Annotated in this window: 15 protein-coding genes; 8 read left to right on the top strand and 7 right to left on the bottom strand. The window is 63.1% G+C overall.

Translation table 11 applies throughout. The annotated features are described in order from the left end of the window. Positions 1-94 precede the first annotated feature (94 nt). The 4 genes from C8K18_RS06210 (at position 95) to C8K18_RS06195 (ending at position 4,363) form a co-directional block, all read left to right on the top strand. Positions 95-1,603, top strand: coding sequence for a M81 family metallopeptidase (locus C8K18_RS06210; protein WP_107706967.1), 1,509 nt, complete (start codon positions 95-97; stop codon positions 1,601-1,603). 239 nt (positions 1,604-1,842) lie between these two features. Further along, the gene (locus C8K18_RS06205; RefSeq protein WP_006047166.1) at positions 1,843-2,178 is read left to right on the top strand and encodes a DUF4148 domain-containing protein; all 336 of its coding nucleotides are present in this window, start codon (positions 1,843-1,845) and stop codon (positions 2,176-2,178) included. Positions 2,179-2,247: 69 nt separating this feature from the next. After that, positions 2,248-3,027: an alpha/beta fold hydrolase gene (locus C8K18_RS06200; RefSeq protein WP_107706966.1), complete on the top strand. Its 780-nt coding sequence runs from the start codon at positions 2,248-2,250 to the stop codon at positions 3,025-3,027. Between the two features lie 295 nt (positions 3,028-3,322). Next, entirely contained in the window at positions 3,323-4,363 is a 1,041-nt protein-coding gene (locus C8K18_RS06195) for an ATP-binding protein (RefSeq protein ID WP_107706965.1), read from the top strand. 85 nt (positions 4,364-4,448) lie between these two features. Here the strand turns inward: C8K18_RS06195 and C8K18_RS06190 are convergent, their stop codons facing one another. The 3 genes from C8K18_RS06190 to C8K18_RS06180 all read right to left on the bottom strand — a co-directional run bounded on the left by C8K18_RS06190 (position 4,449) and on the right by C8K18_RS06180 (position 6,384). Continuing rightward, positions 4,449-5,720: an epoxide hydrolase family protein gene (locus C8K18_RS06190; RefSeq protein WP_107706964.1), complete on the bottom strand. Its 1,272-nt coding sequence runs from the start codon at positions 5,718-5,720 to the stop codon at positions 4,449-4,451. 79 nt (positions 5,721-5,799) lie between these two features. Next, the gene (locus C8K18_RS06185; protein ID WP_107706963.1) at positions 5,800-6,096 is read right to left on the bottom strand and encodes a hypothetical protein; all 297 of its coding nucleotides are present in this window, start codon (positions 6,094-6,096) and stop codon (positions 5,800-5,802) included. A 30-nt stretch (positions 6,097-6,126) separates the two neighbouring features. Then, positions 6,127-6,384, bottom strand: coding sequence for a DUF4148 domain-containing protein (locus C8K18_RS06180; RefSeq protein WP_107706962.1), 258 nt, complete (start codon positions 6,382-6,384; stop codon positions 6,127-6,129). Between the two features lie 418 nt (positions 6,385-6,802). Here C8K18_RS06180 and C8K18_RS06175 point away from each other — a divergent pair, with 418 nt between their 5' ends. From C8K18_RS06175 to C8K18_RS06160, 4 genes are all read left to right on the top strand, one after another. Continuing rightward, on the top strand, positions 6,803-7,834 hold the full coding sequence (locus C8K18_RS06175; protein WP_107706961.1) for an alpha/beta fold hydrolase: 1,032 nt from the start codon (positions 6,803-6,805) through the stop codon (positions 7,832-7,834). A gap of 44 nt (positions 7,835-7,878) precedes the next feature. Further along, entirely contained in the window at positions 7,879-8,388 is a 510-nt protein-coding gene (locus C8K18_RS06170) for a cytochrome P460 family protein (protein ID WP_053860799.1), read from the top strand. A gap of 332 nt (positions 8,389-8,720) precedes the next feature. Continuing rightward, positions 8,721-10,448, top strand: a complete 1,728-nt coding sequence (locus C8K18_RS06165) for a methanol/ethanol family PQQ-dependent dehydrogenase (protein ID WP_107706960.1) — start codon at positions 8,721-8,723, stop codon at positions 10,446-10,448. 92 nt (positions 10,449-10,540) lie between these two features. Beyond that, positions 10,541-11,791, top strand: coding sequence for a c-type cytochrome (locus tag C8K18_RS06160; RefSeq protein ID WP_107707138.1), 1,251 nt, complete (start codon positions 10,541-10,543; stop codon positions 11,789-11,791). 143 nt (positions 11,792-11,934) lie between these two features. On the opposite strand, the gene pqqD is transcribed toward C8K18_RS06160, so the two are convergent. From pqqD to C8K18_RS06140, 4 genes are all read right to left on the bottom strand, one after another. Further along, positions 11,935-12,216, bottom strand: a complete 282-nt coding sequence (pqqD, locus tag C8K18_RS06155) for a pyrroloquinoline quinone biosynthesis peptide chaperone PqqD (protein WP_107706959.1) — start codon at positions 12,214-12,216, stop codon at positions 11,935-11,937. A gap of 84 nt (positions 12,217-12,300) precedes the next feature. After that, the gene (gene pqqA / locus C8K18_RS06150; protein ID WP_013341955.1) at positions 12,301-12,375 is read right to left on the bottom strand and encodes a pyrroloquinoline quinone precursor peptide PqqA; all 75 of its coding nucleotides are present in this window, start codon (positions 12,373-12,375) and stop codon (positions 12,301-12,303) included. 196 nt (positions 12,376-12,571) lie between these two features. Then, the gene (locus tag C8K18_RS06145; protein WP_107706958.1) at positions 12,572-14,545 is read right to left on the bottom strand and encodes a sigma-54-dependent Fis family transcriptional regulator; all 1,974 of its coding nucleotides are present in this window, start codon (positions 14,543-14,545) and stop codon (positions 12,572-12,574) included. 116 nt (positions 14,546-14,661) lie between these two features. Beyond that, complete coding sequence (locus C8K18_RS06140) at positions 14,662-15,645, bottom strand: AraC family transcriptional regulator (protein WP_244231041.1); 984 nt, start codon at positions 15,643-15,645, stop codon at positions 14,662-14,664. Between the last annotated feature and the right edge of the window lie 27 nt (positions 15,646-15,672).

Genomic DNA, 15,672 nt, shown 5'->3' with positions numbered 1-15,672 from the left:
GATCTCTGACGACATGACAAATAGGCATCCGAATTAATTCGTGGATGCGCCCGAGTGCGTTCGCGCACGAGTCAAACATAGCAAGGTGACTTCAATGAAAATCCTGATCGCCGGTTTCCAGCACGAAACCAATACCTTTGCGCCGACCAAGGCGTCGTACGAGAGCTTCGTTCAAGGCGAGGGATTCCCGCCGATGGTGCGCGGCGCCAGCGTGCTCAATCTGCGCGACGTCAACGTGCCGATCGGCGGTTTCATCAAGGTCATGGAAGCGAATGGCCGCGAGTTGAAGCCGGTGATCTGGGCGGGCGCGAGCGCGTCGGCGCATGTCACCACCGACGCCTTCGAGCGGATCGGCGGCGAGATTATCGCGGCGGTCGAACAAGGCGGCTTCGATGCGATCTATCTCGACCTGCACGGCGCGATGGTGACCGAGCAACACGACGATGGCGAGGGCGAGTTGCTCGAGCGCGTGCGGCGGATCGTCGGCGAGCGGATGCCGGTGGTCGTGTCGCTCGATCTGCATGCGAACGTCACCGCGCGCATGTTCGCGCACGCGAGCGCGCTCGTCGCGTATCGCACGTATCCGCACGTCGACATGGCGGAAACCGGCGAGCGGGCCGCGCGCATTCTCGAAGACCTGATGCGCGAGCGGCGGCCGTTGCATCGCGCGGTGCGCCGCGTTCCTTTCCTGATTCCGGTGAACGGCATGTGCACGCTCGTCGAGCCCGCGAACGACATGTATCGCATGCTCGCCGAACTGGAGAAACGGCCGGTTGTCTCGGTGTCGTTCGCGCCGGGCTTCCCGGCGGCGGATTTTCCCGAGTGCGGCCCGACGATCTGGGCCTATTCGTTCGACGAAGAAGCAGCCGCGCAAGCCGCCGATGCCTTGTTCGCGAAGATCGTCGGCGAGGAAGCGCGCTGGGACGTGCCCTTTCTCTCGCCCGATGAAGCCGCGCTCGAGGCGATCCGCCTGAGCGCGTCCGCAACGCGCCCGGTCATCATCGCGGATACGCAGGACAACCCCGGCGTGGGCGGCGATTCGAACACCATGGGCATGGTGCGTGCGCTGTTGCGCCACGGTGCGACCGATGCGGCCGTGGGCGTGATCTGGGACGCGCAAGCCGCGGCGGCGGCGCATCGTGCGGGTGTCGGCGCGAAGATTGCGCTGCGGCTCGGCGGCGGTTCCGGTGTGGAAGGCGACTCGCCGCTCGAAGCCGAGTTCGAAGTCGAGCACTTGTCGGACGGGCGCTTCCGCTTCGACGGCCCGATGCTGAACGGCATGGAAGGGCAATTGGGACCGGTCGCCTGCTTGCGGATAGAAGGCGTGCGCATTGCCGTGAGCTCCGTGAAGATGCAGATCTTCGACCGCAACCTGTTCCGCGTGGCGGGCATCGAGCCGGAGCGAATGAAGATTCTCGTGAACAAGAGTTCGGTGCATTTTCGCGCGGATTTCGAAGCGATCGCCGAGGCGATTCTCGTCGCCAAAGCGCCTGGCCCGATGGCCGCCGATCCGGCCGATCTGCCGTGGGAACATCTCGCCCCGGACATGCGCGTGCGGCCGCTCGGACCGTCGTTCAGCGAATTGAATACGGTAGCCGGCTGATTCGATTCGCAGAGGTTTTTGTATCGCAGTGTATCCACGCCGTGTCGAGATAAACGCCGTTGCATTAAACGGCTTTGCGAAAACATTGCAGATACGTCGGCGGGGTTAAATGTCTACACGCAAGGTTGATTCGCAACACTGCGCCGGATTCGGGTGACACGCTAGCTCGCAGCTTCCTGCTGCCGCGTGTTTCAACCGAACCTCGACCTTTATATGCCGTCTTTATCTGGAGAAAGCTCATGAAACTCGTTCAATCCCTTCTCGTTGCAGCACTCGTTGCCGTTCCTGCCGTCTCGTTCGCTCAATCGACTCACGCATTGACGCGTGCCGATGTGCGCGCGGAACTCGTCCAGTTGCAGAAGGCCGGCTACAACCCGGCCAGCGACAACACGCAATATCCGAGCAACATCGAAGCGGCCGAAGCACGCATTGCCGCGCAGAACGGCTCGGCATCCGCCGCATATGGCGGCGTCGAGCAAAGCCGTTCGGCGGCGGGTTCGCACTCGTCGGTGAACCACGTGTCGACTTCGCAGCAAGACGTGGTCGGTCTCGGCCCGATCTACGCGCATTCGTGATTCACGCGACGGCGCGCTTAACCGGGCGTAAAGCGCGCGTCGTCAACTCTCTCGTCGGAAGAAAAACAAATGACAAGACTTCTCAAGAAATTCGCCGGTGCCGCGCTGTTGCTCGGCGGCCTGTTTGCGCTGCAGGCTGCGCACGCCGCGCCGCCGCAGGATCTGAAGGGCAAGAACGTCGTGCTCGTGCACGGTGCGTTCGCCGACGGTTCCAGTTGGGACAAAGTGATTCCGCTACTTGAAGCGCGAGGGGCGCACGTGGTCGCGGTGCAAAATCCGCTCAGCTCGCTGGCCGACGACGTCGCTGCGACCAAACGCGTGATCGATCAGCAGGACGGACCTGTGGTGCTGGTCGGCCATTCGTGGGCAGGCGTGGTCATCAGCGAAGCAGGCAACGAAGAGAAGGTCAAAAACCTCGTCTATGTCGCCGCGTTCGCGCCGGACAGCGGTCAGTCCATCGACGACATCACCAAAGGAAAGCCGGCGCCCGTGTGGGCCGGCGAGTTGCAGAAAGACTCGGCGGGCTATCTGACGCTATCGACGAAAGCCGTACTCGAGGATTTCGCGCAGGACGTGCCTTTGCCGCAACGCCGTGTGATCGCGGCCACGCAAGGTCCGTGGGCCTCGGCCTGTATCGGCGAGAAGGTCACGAAAGCGGCGTGGCACGACAAGCCGTCATATTTCGTCGTGACCGGGCAGGACCGCATGATTGACCCGCATCTGCAACAGGCGATGGCGAAGAACATCGGCGCGCACGTCACGATGGCTAATGCGAGCCACGTCGTAATGGTCAGCCAGCCGAAGCTGGTCGCCGACACGATCATCGCGGCAGCGAAAGCGGCGCAATAGCAGCAGGCGGGCTTGCAGGCCGTGCACATACAAACGTCAGCTTAATGAGTTGTTCGGGCGCCCGCATGTCGGGGCGCCCGAACAACTCGTTGTCGTTACCGGCGATGATCCCTTCCGTGCGGGCCGCCGCCAGCGGCCTCGCGCGCTCGGGCACGGCTAACCGAAAGTACACCACCGCATGACGAGGGCAAACCTTAGTAGGGGGTAGACGACCCCATGTCTGATGGTGCGAACCCCGCCCCGCATGATCTTATTCTGCCAAGCCGTCCGACGTGGCGGTGCCAGGAGAACGAAGATGACCTTCATCCGTTGGACCGTGTCGCGTGAAGTCTCGCCCAACTCCCTGCTGAAAATCCGAACTCGCGCGGCAAGACGTTTATTGCTCTGGACGGCTCGCGTGCTCGCCGCGTCCATAGCGATAAGCATGCCCGCGGCCCATGCAGCGATGCTCTACGCACAGCCGTATCGCGCCGACGGTTATCTGCTGCCGCTTCTCTGGCTGCTCGCAACGTGCTTCGCGCTGCTCGCGGCGGCCTTGGGCGTGCATGCTTACGAGCAACGTTCGAGCATCGCGCGGCTTGCCGCCGCGATCGAACAACGCAGCAGCACGGGCACCTTGCCACAAAGTTTGCCGGAATTCGGGCCGCCCACGGTCGCGCGGCTCGCGCGTGCGATCAACGGTGCGCAGCGCTGCGAGGCCGAACGCGTCGCCGAACTGCTCGACGTGCTGGCGGCCTACGCACACGATCTGCGCACGCCGCTGACCCGCATGGCCCTGCGCTGCGAGAGGGTCGACGAAGGAGAATTGCGCAACGCAATGGAGCGCGACATCGCGGAGATGAACGAACTGGTCGAAGCGAGTCTCGCCTGCGCGCGGATGCAATGCTGCGCCGGCGCGCCGCTGCGGCGCTTCGATGCGGACGGACTGCTCGGCGCGCTCGTCGATAACTATAAGGACATGGGCCGCTCCGTCGAACTCGAAGGCGAGGTCGGCCATCCGGTCGTGACCTGTCCGCACGCGCTGCGCCGTGTGCTGGTCAATCTGATCGACAACGGATTGCGCTATGGCAACGACGTGCGCCTGTGCGTGCGCGTCGATGCGCGTCGCGTGGTCGTCGCGGTCGTCGACTCGGGACCGGGCATTGTGCCGGCCGAAATGGAAGCGGTGTTCGCGCCCTGGTATCGTGCGCCGCAGACGGCAGCGCGTGCGCCGGGATCGGGCCTGGGACTCGCAATCGCTCGGCGTCTGACGCTCGCGATGCAGGGCGAACTGCAACTGGAAAATCGCCATAGCGGCGGACTGGAAGCGAGATTGACGCTGCCTCTCGCGGCGTGAACTCGCACCGTTCCTTGGTGGCATGCAAACGTCACGGCGACCGCGCAATGTGCGAACAATACAGTCGCCGTGACTCACGCGCCGCCTAACGCAGACTGCGGAACGCCGCGCGAACCTCAGTCGCGAAGAGTTGCGGCTGCTCCCACGCGGCGAAGTGGCCTCCTTTATCGACTTCGTTGAAATAGATCAGATTGTGATAGGCGCGCTCGGTCCAGCTACGCGGCGCCTGATAGATCTCTCCAGGAAAGACCGTCACCGCCGCAGGCAACGAGATATCGACCGCGTTGAAGTTGTTCGAATGATCTTCCCAGTAGATTTGTGCAGCGGACGTCGCGCTGTCGGTCAGCCAGTAGAGCGAGATGTCGTCGAGAATTTCGTCGCGCGTGAGCGAGCGTTCCGGCACGCCGCCGCTATACGTCCATTGCGAAATCTTGTCGTACATCCATGCGGCCTGGCCGACAGGCGAATCCGCGAGTGCGTAGCCGACGGTCTGCGGCCGCGTCACCATCATCTGCGCATAGCCGCAATTGTCGCGATAGAAAACATTCAGCGAGTCATACGCCGCTTTCTCTTTCGGCGACAGATTGGCCGGCGCGGGTTCGCCCAGCGTGAGCAGCGTCGCGATGTCCGGCGGCACGGTCGCCGGCATGTTGACGTGAATACCGATCAGCCCTTTGACCTTCTGCATCGCCATGCGGTGCGAGATCACCGATCCGCAATCGCCGCCTTGCGAAACGAAGCGCGTGTAGCCGAGCCGCGCCATCAGTTCACCCCATGCACGCGCAATGTGATCCGATCCCCAGCCGGTCTTCTTCGGTTGTTCGGAGAAGCCAAAACCGGGCAGCGAAGGAACGACGGCGTGAAACGCGTCGTCAGCGCTGCCGCCATACGCGGTCGGATCGGTGAGCGGCCCGATGGCCTTGATCAGCTCGAAGATCGAGCCAGGCCAGCCGTGCGTCATGATGAGCGGCAACGCATTTTTGTGGCGCGAACGTACGTGGATGAACTGGATATCGAGCCCGTCGATTTCAGTCATGAACATCGGCAGCGCGTTCAGTTTCGCTTCGCCTTTGCGCCAGTCGTAATCGGTGCCCCAGTACTTCGCGAGCGCCTGCATTCTGACGAGCCGCACGCCTTGCGATTCGTCGGCGACGGTTTCCTTGCCAGGCCAGCGCGTGGCCGCGATGCGCCGGCGCAGATCGGCGAGGTCGGCTTCCGGCACGTTGACCTTGAACGGACGGATCTTGCTGTCGCCTGCGGCGGCGAACACCGAGCCGGGAATCAGCCCCATCGCGCCGACGGCAACGGAGGCGGCCAGCACGTGACGTCGAGCGGGAGAAAACGGTGTTGAAGACATATTTTTATTTCCTGACGCTATGAGAAACCGGCACGCTCATCGCGGCGAGCCGGCAAGTTATCGATCAGTCGACTCGCATTCAATGATGTGCATACGGCGCGATGGAGATGTCCGATGCGTGCGGTGCCGAACGCGAGCCGGCCTGCGAAGTCGTGTCGTGCATGCCGCCGTACGATTGCGCGTCGATGTCCGCGTTCGCCATCAGAGAGGTTTGTTCGGCGCGAACGGTCTCGGCGCTCTGGCCGCGTTGCGACGACGGTGCGCCGATCAGCGGGTCGTAGTGGGGCGCGGGGCCGTAGCCGCTGCTGGCGAAAACCGGCGCGGCGATCGCGGCGCTGGTGGAAAGAACGGCGGCGATGACGAGACGCTTGATCATGATGAAACCTCCAAGATTGAATGGAAAAACTTAGCTACCCTGATAGATCTTGCTGAGTGCCGCGAGCTGGCCGTCCTTCTGGGCGCGCACCAGTTCCTGACGAACTTCGGCGCGCGTCTTCGCTGTCGTTGCGGGCTGAACCGGCGCCCACTGAGTTGCTTGCTGCGCGTCGTAGCTGCCAGCGTTCGCGGTGGCGGAATTGACCGCCGGATCTGCTGCATAAGCGGAAACAGTCATTGCCGAAGCGGCGAAAGCAGTAAAGGCCAAAGCGATGATCGAGACTTTCATGTCGTTCTCCTGGAACAGGTCAAGTGGAAAGCATCCGTACGGGCATCTGCGAGCCGCTATCGGCAGTGAGGCTTGCCGTGCTGCGTCGATCACAGTCCGTCGTTGGAATGCATTAGAACCGGGAGAGGTATCTGGCTTGTGTCGTGGGAAGGGGCTATTGCAAGGCTGTGTATCGCTTTGGACTTCATACACATTGAGAAACAAATTTCTGCTTTCGCTTCTATTCAGCTTTTGCCGGATCGAATGCCATGTCCGTTTTGTATCCCAATGTATCTACACAACCGGGCGACACATAACGTTGCACTGGCGTGCGTCGTGGACATACGGCGGATACTTTGAAGGCGTCTAATACTTCCACGCCGGCCGGACTGGCAACGCGCAGGCTCTCGCAAGTTTTCATTCAAAAAAGGAAATAGCCATGACTGAACAGATTAATAACCGGCGTCGTCGTCTGCTCGGTACGACCGTCGCGGGCATCAGCCTGATGGAACTTGGTTTGAGCGGACTCGCGCATGCGCAGTCCACTGGCGCGAAGGCGGGCGCGGGCGCGACCTCCTTCGAGAACCTTCGGCAGATCAACGCGGGCACGCTGAACATCGGTTATGCAGAAGCGGGTCCGCAAAACGGCCCCGTCGTGATCCTGTTGCACGGCTGGCCGTACGACATTTACAGCTACGTCGAAGTCGCGCCGCTGCTGGCCGCCGCCGGCTATCGGGTGATCGTGCCGTATCTGCGCGGCTCCGGCTCGACGCGCATTCTCTCGGCAGATACGCCGCGTAACGGGCAGCAGGCCGTCATCGCTCTCGACATCATCAATCTGATGGACGCGCTGAAGATCGACAAGGCCATTTTCGGCGGCTTCGATTGGGGCGCGCGCACGGTGAACATCATTGCGGCGCTGTGGCCGGAACGCTGCAAGGCGATGGTGTCGGTGAGCGGTTATCTGATCGGCAGCCAGGAAGCCAACAAGGCGCCGTTGCCGCCGAAAGCGGAACTCGCGTGGTGGTATCAGTTCTACTTCGCGACCGAGCGCGGCGCAGCGGGCTACGACGCAAACCGTCACGACTTCAACAAGCTGATCTGGCATACCGCGTCGCCCAAATGGAATTTCGACGACGCGACGTTCGAGCGCTCGGCGGCATCGTTCGTCAATCCGGATCACGTCGCGATCGTGATTCACAACTACCGCTGGCGTCTCGGACTCGCGCAGGGCGAACCGCAATACGACGATCTGGAAAAGCGTCTCGCGAAGGGGCCGACTATCTCCGTGCCGACCATCACGATGGAAGGCGACGCCAACGGCGCACCGCATCCCGAGCCGTCGGCCTACGCAAAGAAGTTCACCGGCAAGTACGCGCATCGCAATGTCGGCGGCGGCACTGGGCATAACCTGCCGCAGGAAGCGCCGAAAGCCTTCGCCGACGCCGTCATCGACGTCGCCCGTTTTTAAGCGGACGAAGCGGACGAAGCGGAGACAGGCACATGACGATGCAGATGCGAAAAGTACGGACCGCATACGTTGCGCTGAGCGCGGCGCTCTTGCTCGGCGCAGTCGCGGAACACGCGCTGGCGGGGCCCGCGAAGTCGGCGCCGTCGCCGATCTACGGGGTGACGATTCCCGACGGCTACCGCAAGTGGCAGATGATCGCGCCGGCCGAAGAGGCCGCGCCGCTCGACGAGCTGCGCGTCGTGCTCGGCAATCCCGCGGCGATCAAGGCGATCGAGAACTCGACGCTGCCGTATCCCGACGGCACGATCCTGGTCAAGCTCGCATACAAGCGCAAGCAGTCGCCCGAGTTCGCGACCGCGACGATTCCCGGACCGCCCACCACGGTCCAGGTGATGGTGAAGGACTCGCGCCGTTATGCATCGACGGGCGGTTGGGGTTTCGGGCGCTTCGTCAACGGCCAGCCGGTCGATGCCGCACAACACCAGACCTGCTTCGCGTGTCACGCGGCGAAGGTCAAGGATCGCGACTACGTGTTCACGCGATTCGCGCCGTAAGCGCGGCGGCGCTCCCCACACTTCCGACCCAACGCCCGCTGTCTTTTTTAGCAACACATCGGCGATGGACTGCTTCAACGTGCAACAGCCCTTATCACGCTGACCCAGCGCGCGGATCGGTCCTGCTTTCCTCCTCTCCTTAGCCCCGCGCGTGTTGCGCCGGAACCATGCCGCAATGGCATGCGACTTGCCTCGAACGGTTCGCAGCCAGACTGCGTTCCCCAGACGATGGCGTCGCCGTCCGGCTTCGCGTCGATAACTCAACAGCAAGCATGTGATGTGTGACCGGAGCAGCGCTTTACTCAAGCTCGGGTCGACACCAGGAGACAAGGATGAAAGCACGTTCGATTCGGACGATGCGGCGAGGAGCGCTTGCGATAAGCGTCGCCGCGGCCGTCGGTTTGTCATGCGCAACGGCGGCGGTGGCCGACGATTATCCCGCCGTCACCTACGAACGGCTGACCGCCGCGCAAAGCGATCCCGGCTGGCTCACGTACTACCGTACCTACAACGGCCAGGCGCACTCGCCGCTCAAGCAGATCGACACGTCGAATGTGAAGCAGTTGAAGCAGGTCTGGAGCTACAAGTTTCCGGCCGAACTGCAACAGGGCTTCGAAGCGACGCCGATCGTCAACGGCCGTTATCTCTTCGTGACCACGCCGAAAGACAACGTCTACGCGTTCGACGCGGCAAGCGGCAAGCAACTGTGGAAGTTCGAACCGAAGCTCAGCGCCGAATCGTTCAAGACCGCCTGCTGCGACGTGATCAATCGCGGCGTCGCGCTATACGGCAAGAACGTCTATGTGGCGATGCTCAACGGCGAGGTCGTCGCGCTCGATGCGCAAACGGGATCGCCGACGTGGCGCAAGGCGATGTTCGAGCCCGGAGTCGGCTACGCGTTTTCGCTTGCGCCACTCGCGCTCGACGGCGCGCTGGTGGTCGGCAGCGCGGGCGGCGAATATGGCGCGCGCGGCTTTATCGCGGCGTTGAATCCCGACAACGGCAACGTGCTGTGGAAGCGCTTCACCGTGCCCGCGGCCGGCGAGAAGGGTGGGAACACATGGCCCGACGGCATGCAGGAGCACGGCGGCGCGCCGGCCTGGCTGACGGGCACGTATGACGCGGCATCGAAAACGCTGTACTGGGGCGTCGGCAATCCCGGACCTTGGCTCGCGGATCTGCGGCCGGGCGACAACCTGTATTCGGATTCGCTGCTCGCGCTCGATCCGAAGACCGGCGATCTCAAATGGCATTACCAGTACACGAAACACGATACCTGGGACTATGACGGCGTCAACACGCCGGTGCTTGCCAATATCAAGTATCAGGACAAGGACTACGACGCGATCATCCATGCCGACCGCAATGGCTACTTTCACGCAATCGACCGGTCGACGGGCAAGCTGATCTACGCGAAGCCCTTCGTCAGGGCCACCTCGGTGACCGGCTATACAGCGGACGGCGCGCCGATCCAGGACCCGGCGAAATATCCGAAGACCGGCACGACGATCGAAACGTGCCCGAGCTTTCTCGGCGGCAAGAACTGGTGGTCGGTTTCGTACGATCCGGACAAGCACATCGCGATCGTTCCCGCGCTGCATGCGTGCATGTCGCTGTCCGGCAAGTCGGTCACGTACATGGAAGGACTGCCGTACCTCGGCGAAGGCTTCGAGATCAAGCCGGAGCCTGGCAGCAAGGGCTACGGGGAACTGCAGGCTATCGACGTCGGCACCGGCAAGAAGCTGTGGAGTTTCTGGAGCAAGCTGCCGTGGAACGGCGGCGTCGCGACGACCGCGGGCGGTCTCGCGTTTAGCGGTTCGCTCGACGGCCATCTGTACGCATTCGACACGGCGACCGGAAAAGTGCTCTGGAAAAGCCCGAAACTGGCGAGCGGCATCGTGGCGCAACCGTCGGTATTCGAAGTCGACGGCAAGGAGTACGTGGCGATTCTCGCCGGCTACGGCGGGGCCAATCCGATCTGGGGCGGACCGATGGCGAAGGCCGCGGAGAAGGTTCCGCGCGGCGGCACGCTCTACGTGTTCGCACTCAACCGCGGCTGATGTCCACGCGGCGCCGGCGCCGGTCTTGCCCGATGCACATTCGCTCGAGCAACCTGGCTGCGGCGGCGCCGCTTCTTTCTGGAAGCAAGACCATGAAGACTCGACTCAACTCTTTCGCACTCGCCGGCGCATTGCTCGCGAGCGGCGCTCTGATGCCCGGCCACGCGAGCGCGGGCGTGCGCGTCTGCACGTTTCCAGGCAGTCCGTCGACGGCACTCGACGAGGCCGTGACGCGCGAAGCGTTTCGCACCGCGGGCATCGCCTTTACGCTCACGCCAGGCGGCTTCGCGAGCAGCGACGACGACGGCGTGTCGCTGAAGGAACTCGACAAGGCGCTCGCGCGCAAGTGCGATGCGATCGCCGGCTTTCCGCGCTCGAATATCGCGGACGGCTCCGGCAGCAAGCTCGTCTTCTCGCGTGCCTATCTGCACTCGGGTTACGTGAGCGTGACGATGCAGGAATCCGCGGCGCATGCGGGCGGCGCGAAAATCGTCGCGGCCACTTATGCGAGCCCCGCGCAGTTGATCGCCGTGCAACAGCCCAATGTGAAGCTCGATCTGCAGAACACGGCCGAGCTTACCGTCGATGCCGTCGCAAGCGGGCATGCGCAGCGCGCGATCGTCTGGTATCCGGCTGTCGTCGCTTATACGAACACGCATCCTGGGCGGAGCTTTCATATCGCGCAAGCCGCTTCGGCGTATGCGGACTGGCATCTGGTGTTTGCGTTCGGCAAAAACGGTGCGGCGTTGCAGCCGCGTATCGACGCCGCGTTGCGCAAGATGGAGTCCGACGGCAGGCTCGCCGCGTTGACGCGCGGCTGGACGTTGCCACGCATGACGCAGGCGAGTGCGCCCGACGCAGCGGCGTTTCTCTATCGCGACGGACCTCGGCGCGCCGACGTTAAATCGCCGATCATGCGAGCCGGCGGCCGTGAGATCGAGCGCGGCCATTTCATCAAGGTCGATGCAGCCGTGCCCGCCGACGCGCCGGCTTTCGATCGCGCGCAGGTCGCGCATGGCAAGACGCTGTACTCGAGCGCGTGCGCGAAGTGCCACGGTCCCGAGCTGCAAGGATTGAACGCGCCGGCGTTGCGCGGCCCGTCGTTCGCGCCGACCTCGAATGCGAAGCTGACCATCGGCGGTGTGTATGGATACATGGCGAACAACATGCCGGCGGACCGTCCGGGCAAGATGAAGCCGCAGGATTACGCGGACATCATGGCGTTTCTGCTGTATTCGAACGGCTACAGCGCTGGAAAGACGAAGTTGACGGATGAGAGCGCGAGGGCGTCGTCGAAACCGTTGAACGCGGGTAGCTCGCTCAGTGCAGGCACTTCGCAATAGCGTCGTGAAGCGCTGAAAAGCCAACGCGCAAGCGCAAACTTCGGCAACGAAAGAAAGCGCCCGGTGATTCTTCCGAGCAACGGAGAATCGCCGGGCGCTTCATGCGTGTGCGTCAATAACGCCATTCGGCACGCAACCGCAAATCACTCCACCCAGCCGCGCTGCCGCGCATGTTCGATGAAACGGTAAACGTCCGTGGCGAGATCCGACGCGTTGAACATAGCCTCGAGCTCGCCGATGATGTCGTCGAGTTCGCGCTTGCCGTCGCAGCGGCTCAAAATTTCGCCTGCGCTCGGATTCAATCTGATGACGCCTTGCGGCGAGAGCAGCACATAGCCGTCTTCGGCGACTTCCCGTTGCAGGCGAAAGTGCGGGCGCAAATTCGGCCTCGGACCGATGCAGCGTTCAATATGCGGAGCGGTCATACGAGGCACGCCTTTTTGTCCGTTGTGACAGGCCGCCGCGCGCGACATGTTCGGTGACGCGCGCGGCGGCGCTTCATGCTTGCTTCAGCGTGTGGCGATATACATCGTGACTTCGAAACCGAAACGCAGATCGGTGTAGGCGGGGGTAGTCCACTGCATGGCTGTCTCCTTGGATAGGACGTTTGATTAAAAACCGCATCGGTGAAGCGGTCCCGTGCTCAAACGCAAGGTCCATGCCGAACGTATCGATGTGCGCTTGAGCCTGCGTAAAGCGCAAGCTCGCCGCGCGATGCCCGCGCGCTGTTCAATTCCAGCACACTCGTGTTGCACAACGGAGCAGTGCAATGCGCGCGATTCACGCGGCGTCTTCGCTATTGTTCGCGCCGTGCGCCGGCAGCTTGCGATAGATCGTATTGCGCGAGATGCCGAGCGTGCGAGCCGCCGCCGACACGTTGCCGCCATGCTGCGCGAGCGCATTCGCGATCACGCTCGCGGCGACGTCGTGCAGCCGCCCGCTGGGCAGCGGCAACGCATCCGCTGCATGCGTCGACGATGGCCGCGCGGCGCGCAGATCGTCGAAGAAGTCGTCAGGCAGATGCTCGCGGCGAATTTCGCCGTCGGCATCCACCATCACAGCGGCGGTGCGCAGCAGATTGCCGAGCTGGCGAAAGTTGCCGGGCCACGCGCATTGCTCGAAGAGCGTCATCACGTCGCCGGCGATGCTGAGCGGCTGGCCGCTGGCGTTCTCGACCGACGCGCAATCGAGCATCTTCTTGATCACCGCCGACAAATCGGTGCGTTCGCGCAGCGGCGGCAATTTGACGACCAGTCCATTGAGCCGGTAGTACAGATCCTCGCGAAAGCGGCTCTGCGCGATCATTTCGCGCAGATCGCGATGGGTCGCGCAAATGATCGCGACATCGACCGGAATCGACTTGGCGGAGCCGAGCGGGTTCACGAGACGCTCCTGCAGCACGCGTAACAGGCGCACTTGCAACGGGTACGGCATGTCGCCGATTTCATCGAGAAAAAGCGTGCCGCCGTTGGCTTGCAGCAGTTTGCCGACAGCGCCTTTGCGGCGGGCGCCGGTGAACGCGCCTTCTTCATAGCCGAACAGTTCCGACTCGATCAGCGTCTCCGGTATCGACGCGCAGTTCACCGCGACGAAGGGCGCCGCGCGCCGCGGCGAATCGTTGTGAATGGCCTGCGCGAGCAGTTCCTTGCCGGTGCCCGTCTCGCCGGTGATCAGGATCGGGATGTTCTTGCCGATCACCTTGCGCACCTTCGTGATGACCGCCGCGATCCGCGGATCGCCGGTGTCGAGCTGGCTCAGCGTCGACAGCGGATTCGCGGGCGGCGCGCCTGGCTCGCTGCGCTTTCCCGCCGCCGCTTCGTTCGACGTATGAAAGCGAGCGGGCTCGTCGGCGAGCGTCGTGCGGCGGAATTGAACGTTGGCGCAGACCACCGCGCCGTTGCTCAGGTTCAGCGACAGATGCCGGTCGCGATGCATGCGCAGACGGTCGATCAACTGCGCGCTCGTGAGCCCGAACAGCGACGACAGCGTATGCGCGCGCAACCCTGCAAGCGGCAGCCCGAGCTGGAATTGCGCGCTGCGATTCGCGGACAGAAAGCGGCCGTCGCAGGTGAACGCGGCGATGCCTTCCATCAACGTGCCGAGGAACTCGGGGCGGCCATGAAAGGCGATCTGCAAGGTCTCGCGGAACGTGTTGGCGAACAGATGATTCTCGATCATCTGCACGGACATCTTCGCGAGCGCCATGGTGTGCTGGTGATAGCTGCGATGATCGCCCGTGACGTCGAGCACGCCGATGAGATCGCCATACGGATCGAGAATCGGCACGCTCGAACAGGTCAGAAACCGGTTCGCCGCGAGATAGTGCTGCTCGCCATGCACGACAGTCGCACTGCGTTCAGCCAGCGCCGTGCCGATTGCATTCGTGCCTTGCCGGCTCTCCGCCCAGTTCGCGCCCGGCCGCAGTGCGACTTTCTCGGCACGCCGCAAAAAATCGTCGTCGCCGATGGAATGAAGGATCAGACCTTCGGCGTCGGTCAGCACGATCATGCTCTGAGTGTTCACAATCTGCTCATGCAGCGTTTCCATCACCGGCGTGGCGTGCGCGCAGAGGATGCGGTTCTGCTCGAGCTTCATTGCGAGTTCGCCGGCGGGCAGCACGTCGTAATCGGGGCGCATGGACTCGCTCAGACCGAATACCTCCGAGCGTTCATGGGACTTCTGAATCGACGGCGTAAGCCAGCAAGCCTCGCGCGTGGCGATTGGGGTTGCGGCGTGATACATGTCATCGCGCATTGTCTCCTCCTGGTCGGGCCCCGGTCGTTCTGCCGGGGTCGTGCAGGTGCGACAGAATGCAAATACTGCGCCAGGGCGCTTGCGATATGCGGATTCGCTTGCTTTACAGACCTGCTTTACAGACTTGCTTCTCCGACCTCGTTTCGCGACGAACGCGCACGCCACTTCGCTGGCGTCATGCCGACCTGCCGTTTGAAAACGCGCTGAAATGCGGCTTCCGATTGATACCCCACCGCCTCACCGATCTCGGCGACAGACATGCCCGTTTGCGCCAGCTTGCGTCCGGCGATCGCCATGCGGATGTCCGTGAGCACGTCGCTCGCCGAACGGCCGATCGCTTCGTCGAAGTGACGTGCGAACGTAGCACGCGACATGTGACAGAGTTCGGCGAGCGTCGGCAGCGTCCACGGCTTCCCCGGTTCGTCGAACATGGCCGCGAGAGCCGGTTGCAGGCGTTGACGCTGCGCAAGCGCAAGCAGGCCGCGCGGCGCTTCGTCGGTAGTGGACGCGCAGCGCAGGGTCAGCGCGAACAAAGCGCCCGAAAGCTGATTCACGACCGTCGCGCTGCCCGGCTGCTGCTCGAACGCTTCCTCACGCATTAATTCGATGACGCGCGCAAGCCGGCTTGCTGCGAACGCGGCGTCGCGCGCCGCTCCGTCGCCGGTGTCCGCGTTCACGCTGCTCACCAGCAAACGGCCCGGCAGATGGTCGCGCATCAGTTGCTGCGGCACGGCCGGCAGCACGAAGCGCCCGCACAGCACATCGGCGCCTTCGCGTACTTTGCCGTTCGTGACGATGGTCAATCCGTCCTTCTGCTGCTCGCGCGCCGGTCGCGGCGGACTGCCGCTGCCGTCGTGCAACGTATGAGCGCTGCCCGATGGAAACAGCACGATATCGCCGGCTTTCATGCGCAGCGCCGGTTCGCCTTTCGTTCCCGCAGCGCTTTCGATGACAGCCTCGCCGCGCAACAGCACGTGATACGGAAACTCCCACTCGTTCGATTCGGGATGATCGAGGCGCCACGGCGAGCCGAAGTGGCACCGTACGTCGAGCCGTCCGGTCACCGGCATCAGCGAGAGCAATCGGTCGAGCAGTTCCATATGAGACGTTTGAGCATGAAGTTGCGA

Origin of the sequence: Paraburkholderia sp. GV068, from assembly GCF_003058125.1 — a bacterium.
Classification (GTDB): Bacteria; Pseudomonadota; Gammaproteobacteria; order Burkholderiales; family Burkholderiaceae; genus Paraburkholderia; species Paraburkholderia graminis.
Note: the sequence above shows the minus strand (reverse complement) of the source record. Positions and strands in the feature narration are given on the sequence as shown.

Excerpts from the sequence above, each read along its gene's own strand:
- C8K18_RS06145 (WP_107706958.1), bottom strand. The coding sequence starts at position 14,545 with ATGCGCGATGACATGTATCACGCCGCAACCCCAATCGCCACGCGCGAG.
- C8K18_RS06170 (WP_053860799.1), top strand. The coding sequence starts at position 7,879 with ATGCGAAAAGTACGGACCGCATACGTTGCGCTGAGCGCGGCGCTCTTG.
- C8K18_RS06180 (WP_107706962.1), bottom strand. The coding sequence starts at position 6,384 with ATGAAAGTCTCGATCATCGCTTTGGCCTTTACTGCTTTCGCCGCTTCG.
- C8K18_RS06185 (WP_107706963.1), bottom strand. The coding sequence starts at position 6,096 with ATGATCAAGCGTCTCGTCATCGCCGCCGTTCTTTCCACCAGCGCCGCG.
- C8K18_RS06190 (WP_107706964.1), bottom strand. The coding sequence starts at position 5,720 with ATGTCTTCAACACCGTTTTCTCCCGCTCGACGTCACGTGCTGGCCGCC.
- C8K18_RS06175 (WP_107706961.1), top strand. The coding sequence starts at position 6,803 with ATGACTGAACAGATTAATAACCGGCGTCGTCGTCTGCTCGGTACGACC.
- C8K18_RS06195 (WP_107706965.1), top strand. The coding sequence starts at position 3,323 with ATGACCTTCATCCGTTGGACCGTGTCGCGTGAAGTCTCGCCCAACTCC.
- pqqD (WP_107706959.1), bottom strand. The coding sequence starts at position 12,216 with ATGACCGCTCCGCATATTGAACGCTGCATCGGTCCGAGGCCGAATTTG.
- C8K18_RS06200 (WP_107706966.1), top strand. The coding sequence starts at position 2,248 with ATGACAAGACTTCTCAAGAAATTCGCCGGTGCCGCGCTGTTGCTCGGC.
- C8K18_RS06210 (WP_107706967.1), top strand. The coding sequence starts at position 95 with ATGAAAATCCTGATCGCCGGTTTCCAGCACGAAACCAATACCTTTGCG.
- C8K18_RS06160 (WP_107707138.1), top strand. The coding sequence starts at position 10,541 with ATGAAGACTCGACTCAACTCTTTCGCACTCGCCGGCGCATTGCTCGCG.
- C8K18_RS06205 (WP_006047166.1), top strand. The coding sequence starts at position 1,843 with ATGAAACTCGTTCAATCCCTTCTCGTTGCAGCACTCGTTGCCGTTCCT.
- C8K18_RS06140 (WP_244231041.1), bottom strand. The coding sequence starts at position 15,645 with ATGGAACTGCTCGACCGATTGCTCTCGCTGATGCCGGTGACCGGACGG.
- C8K18_RS06165 (WP_107706960.1), top strand. The coding sequence starts at position 8,721 with ATGAAAGCACGTTCGATTCGGACGATGCGGCGAGGAGCGCTTGCGATA.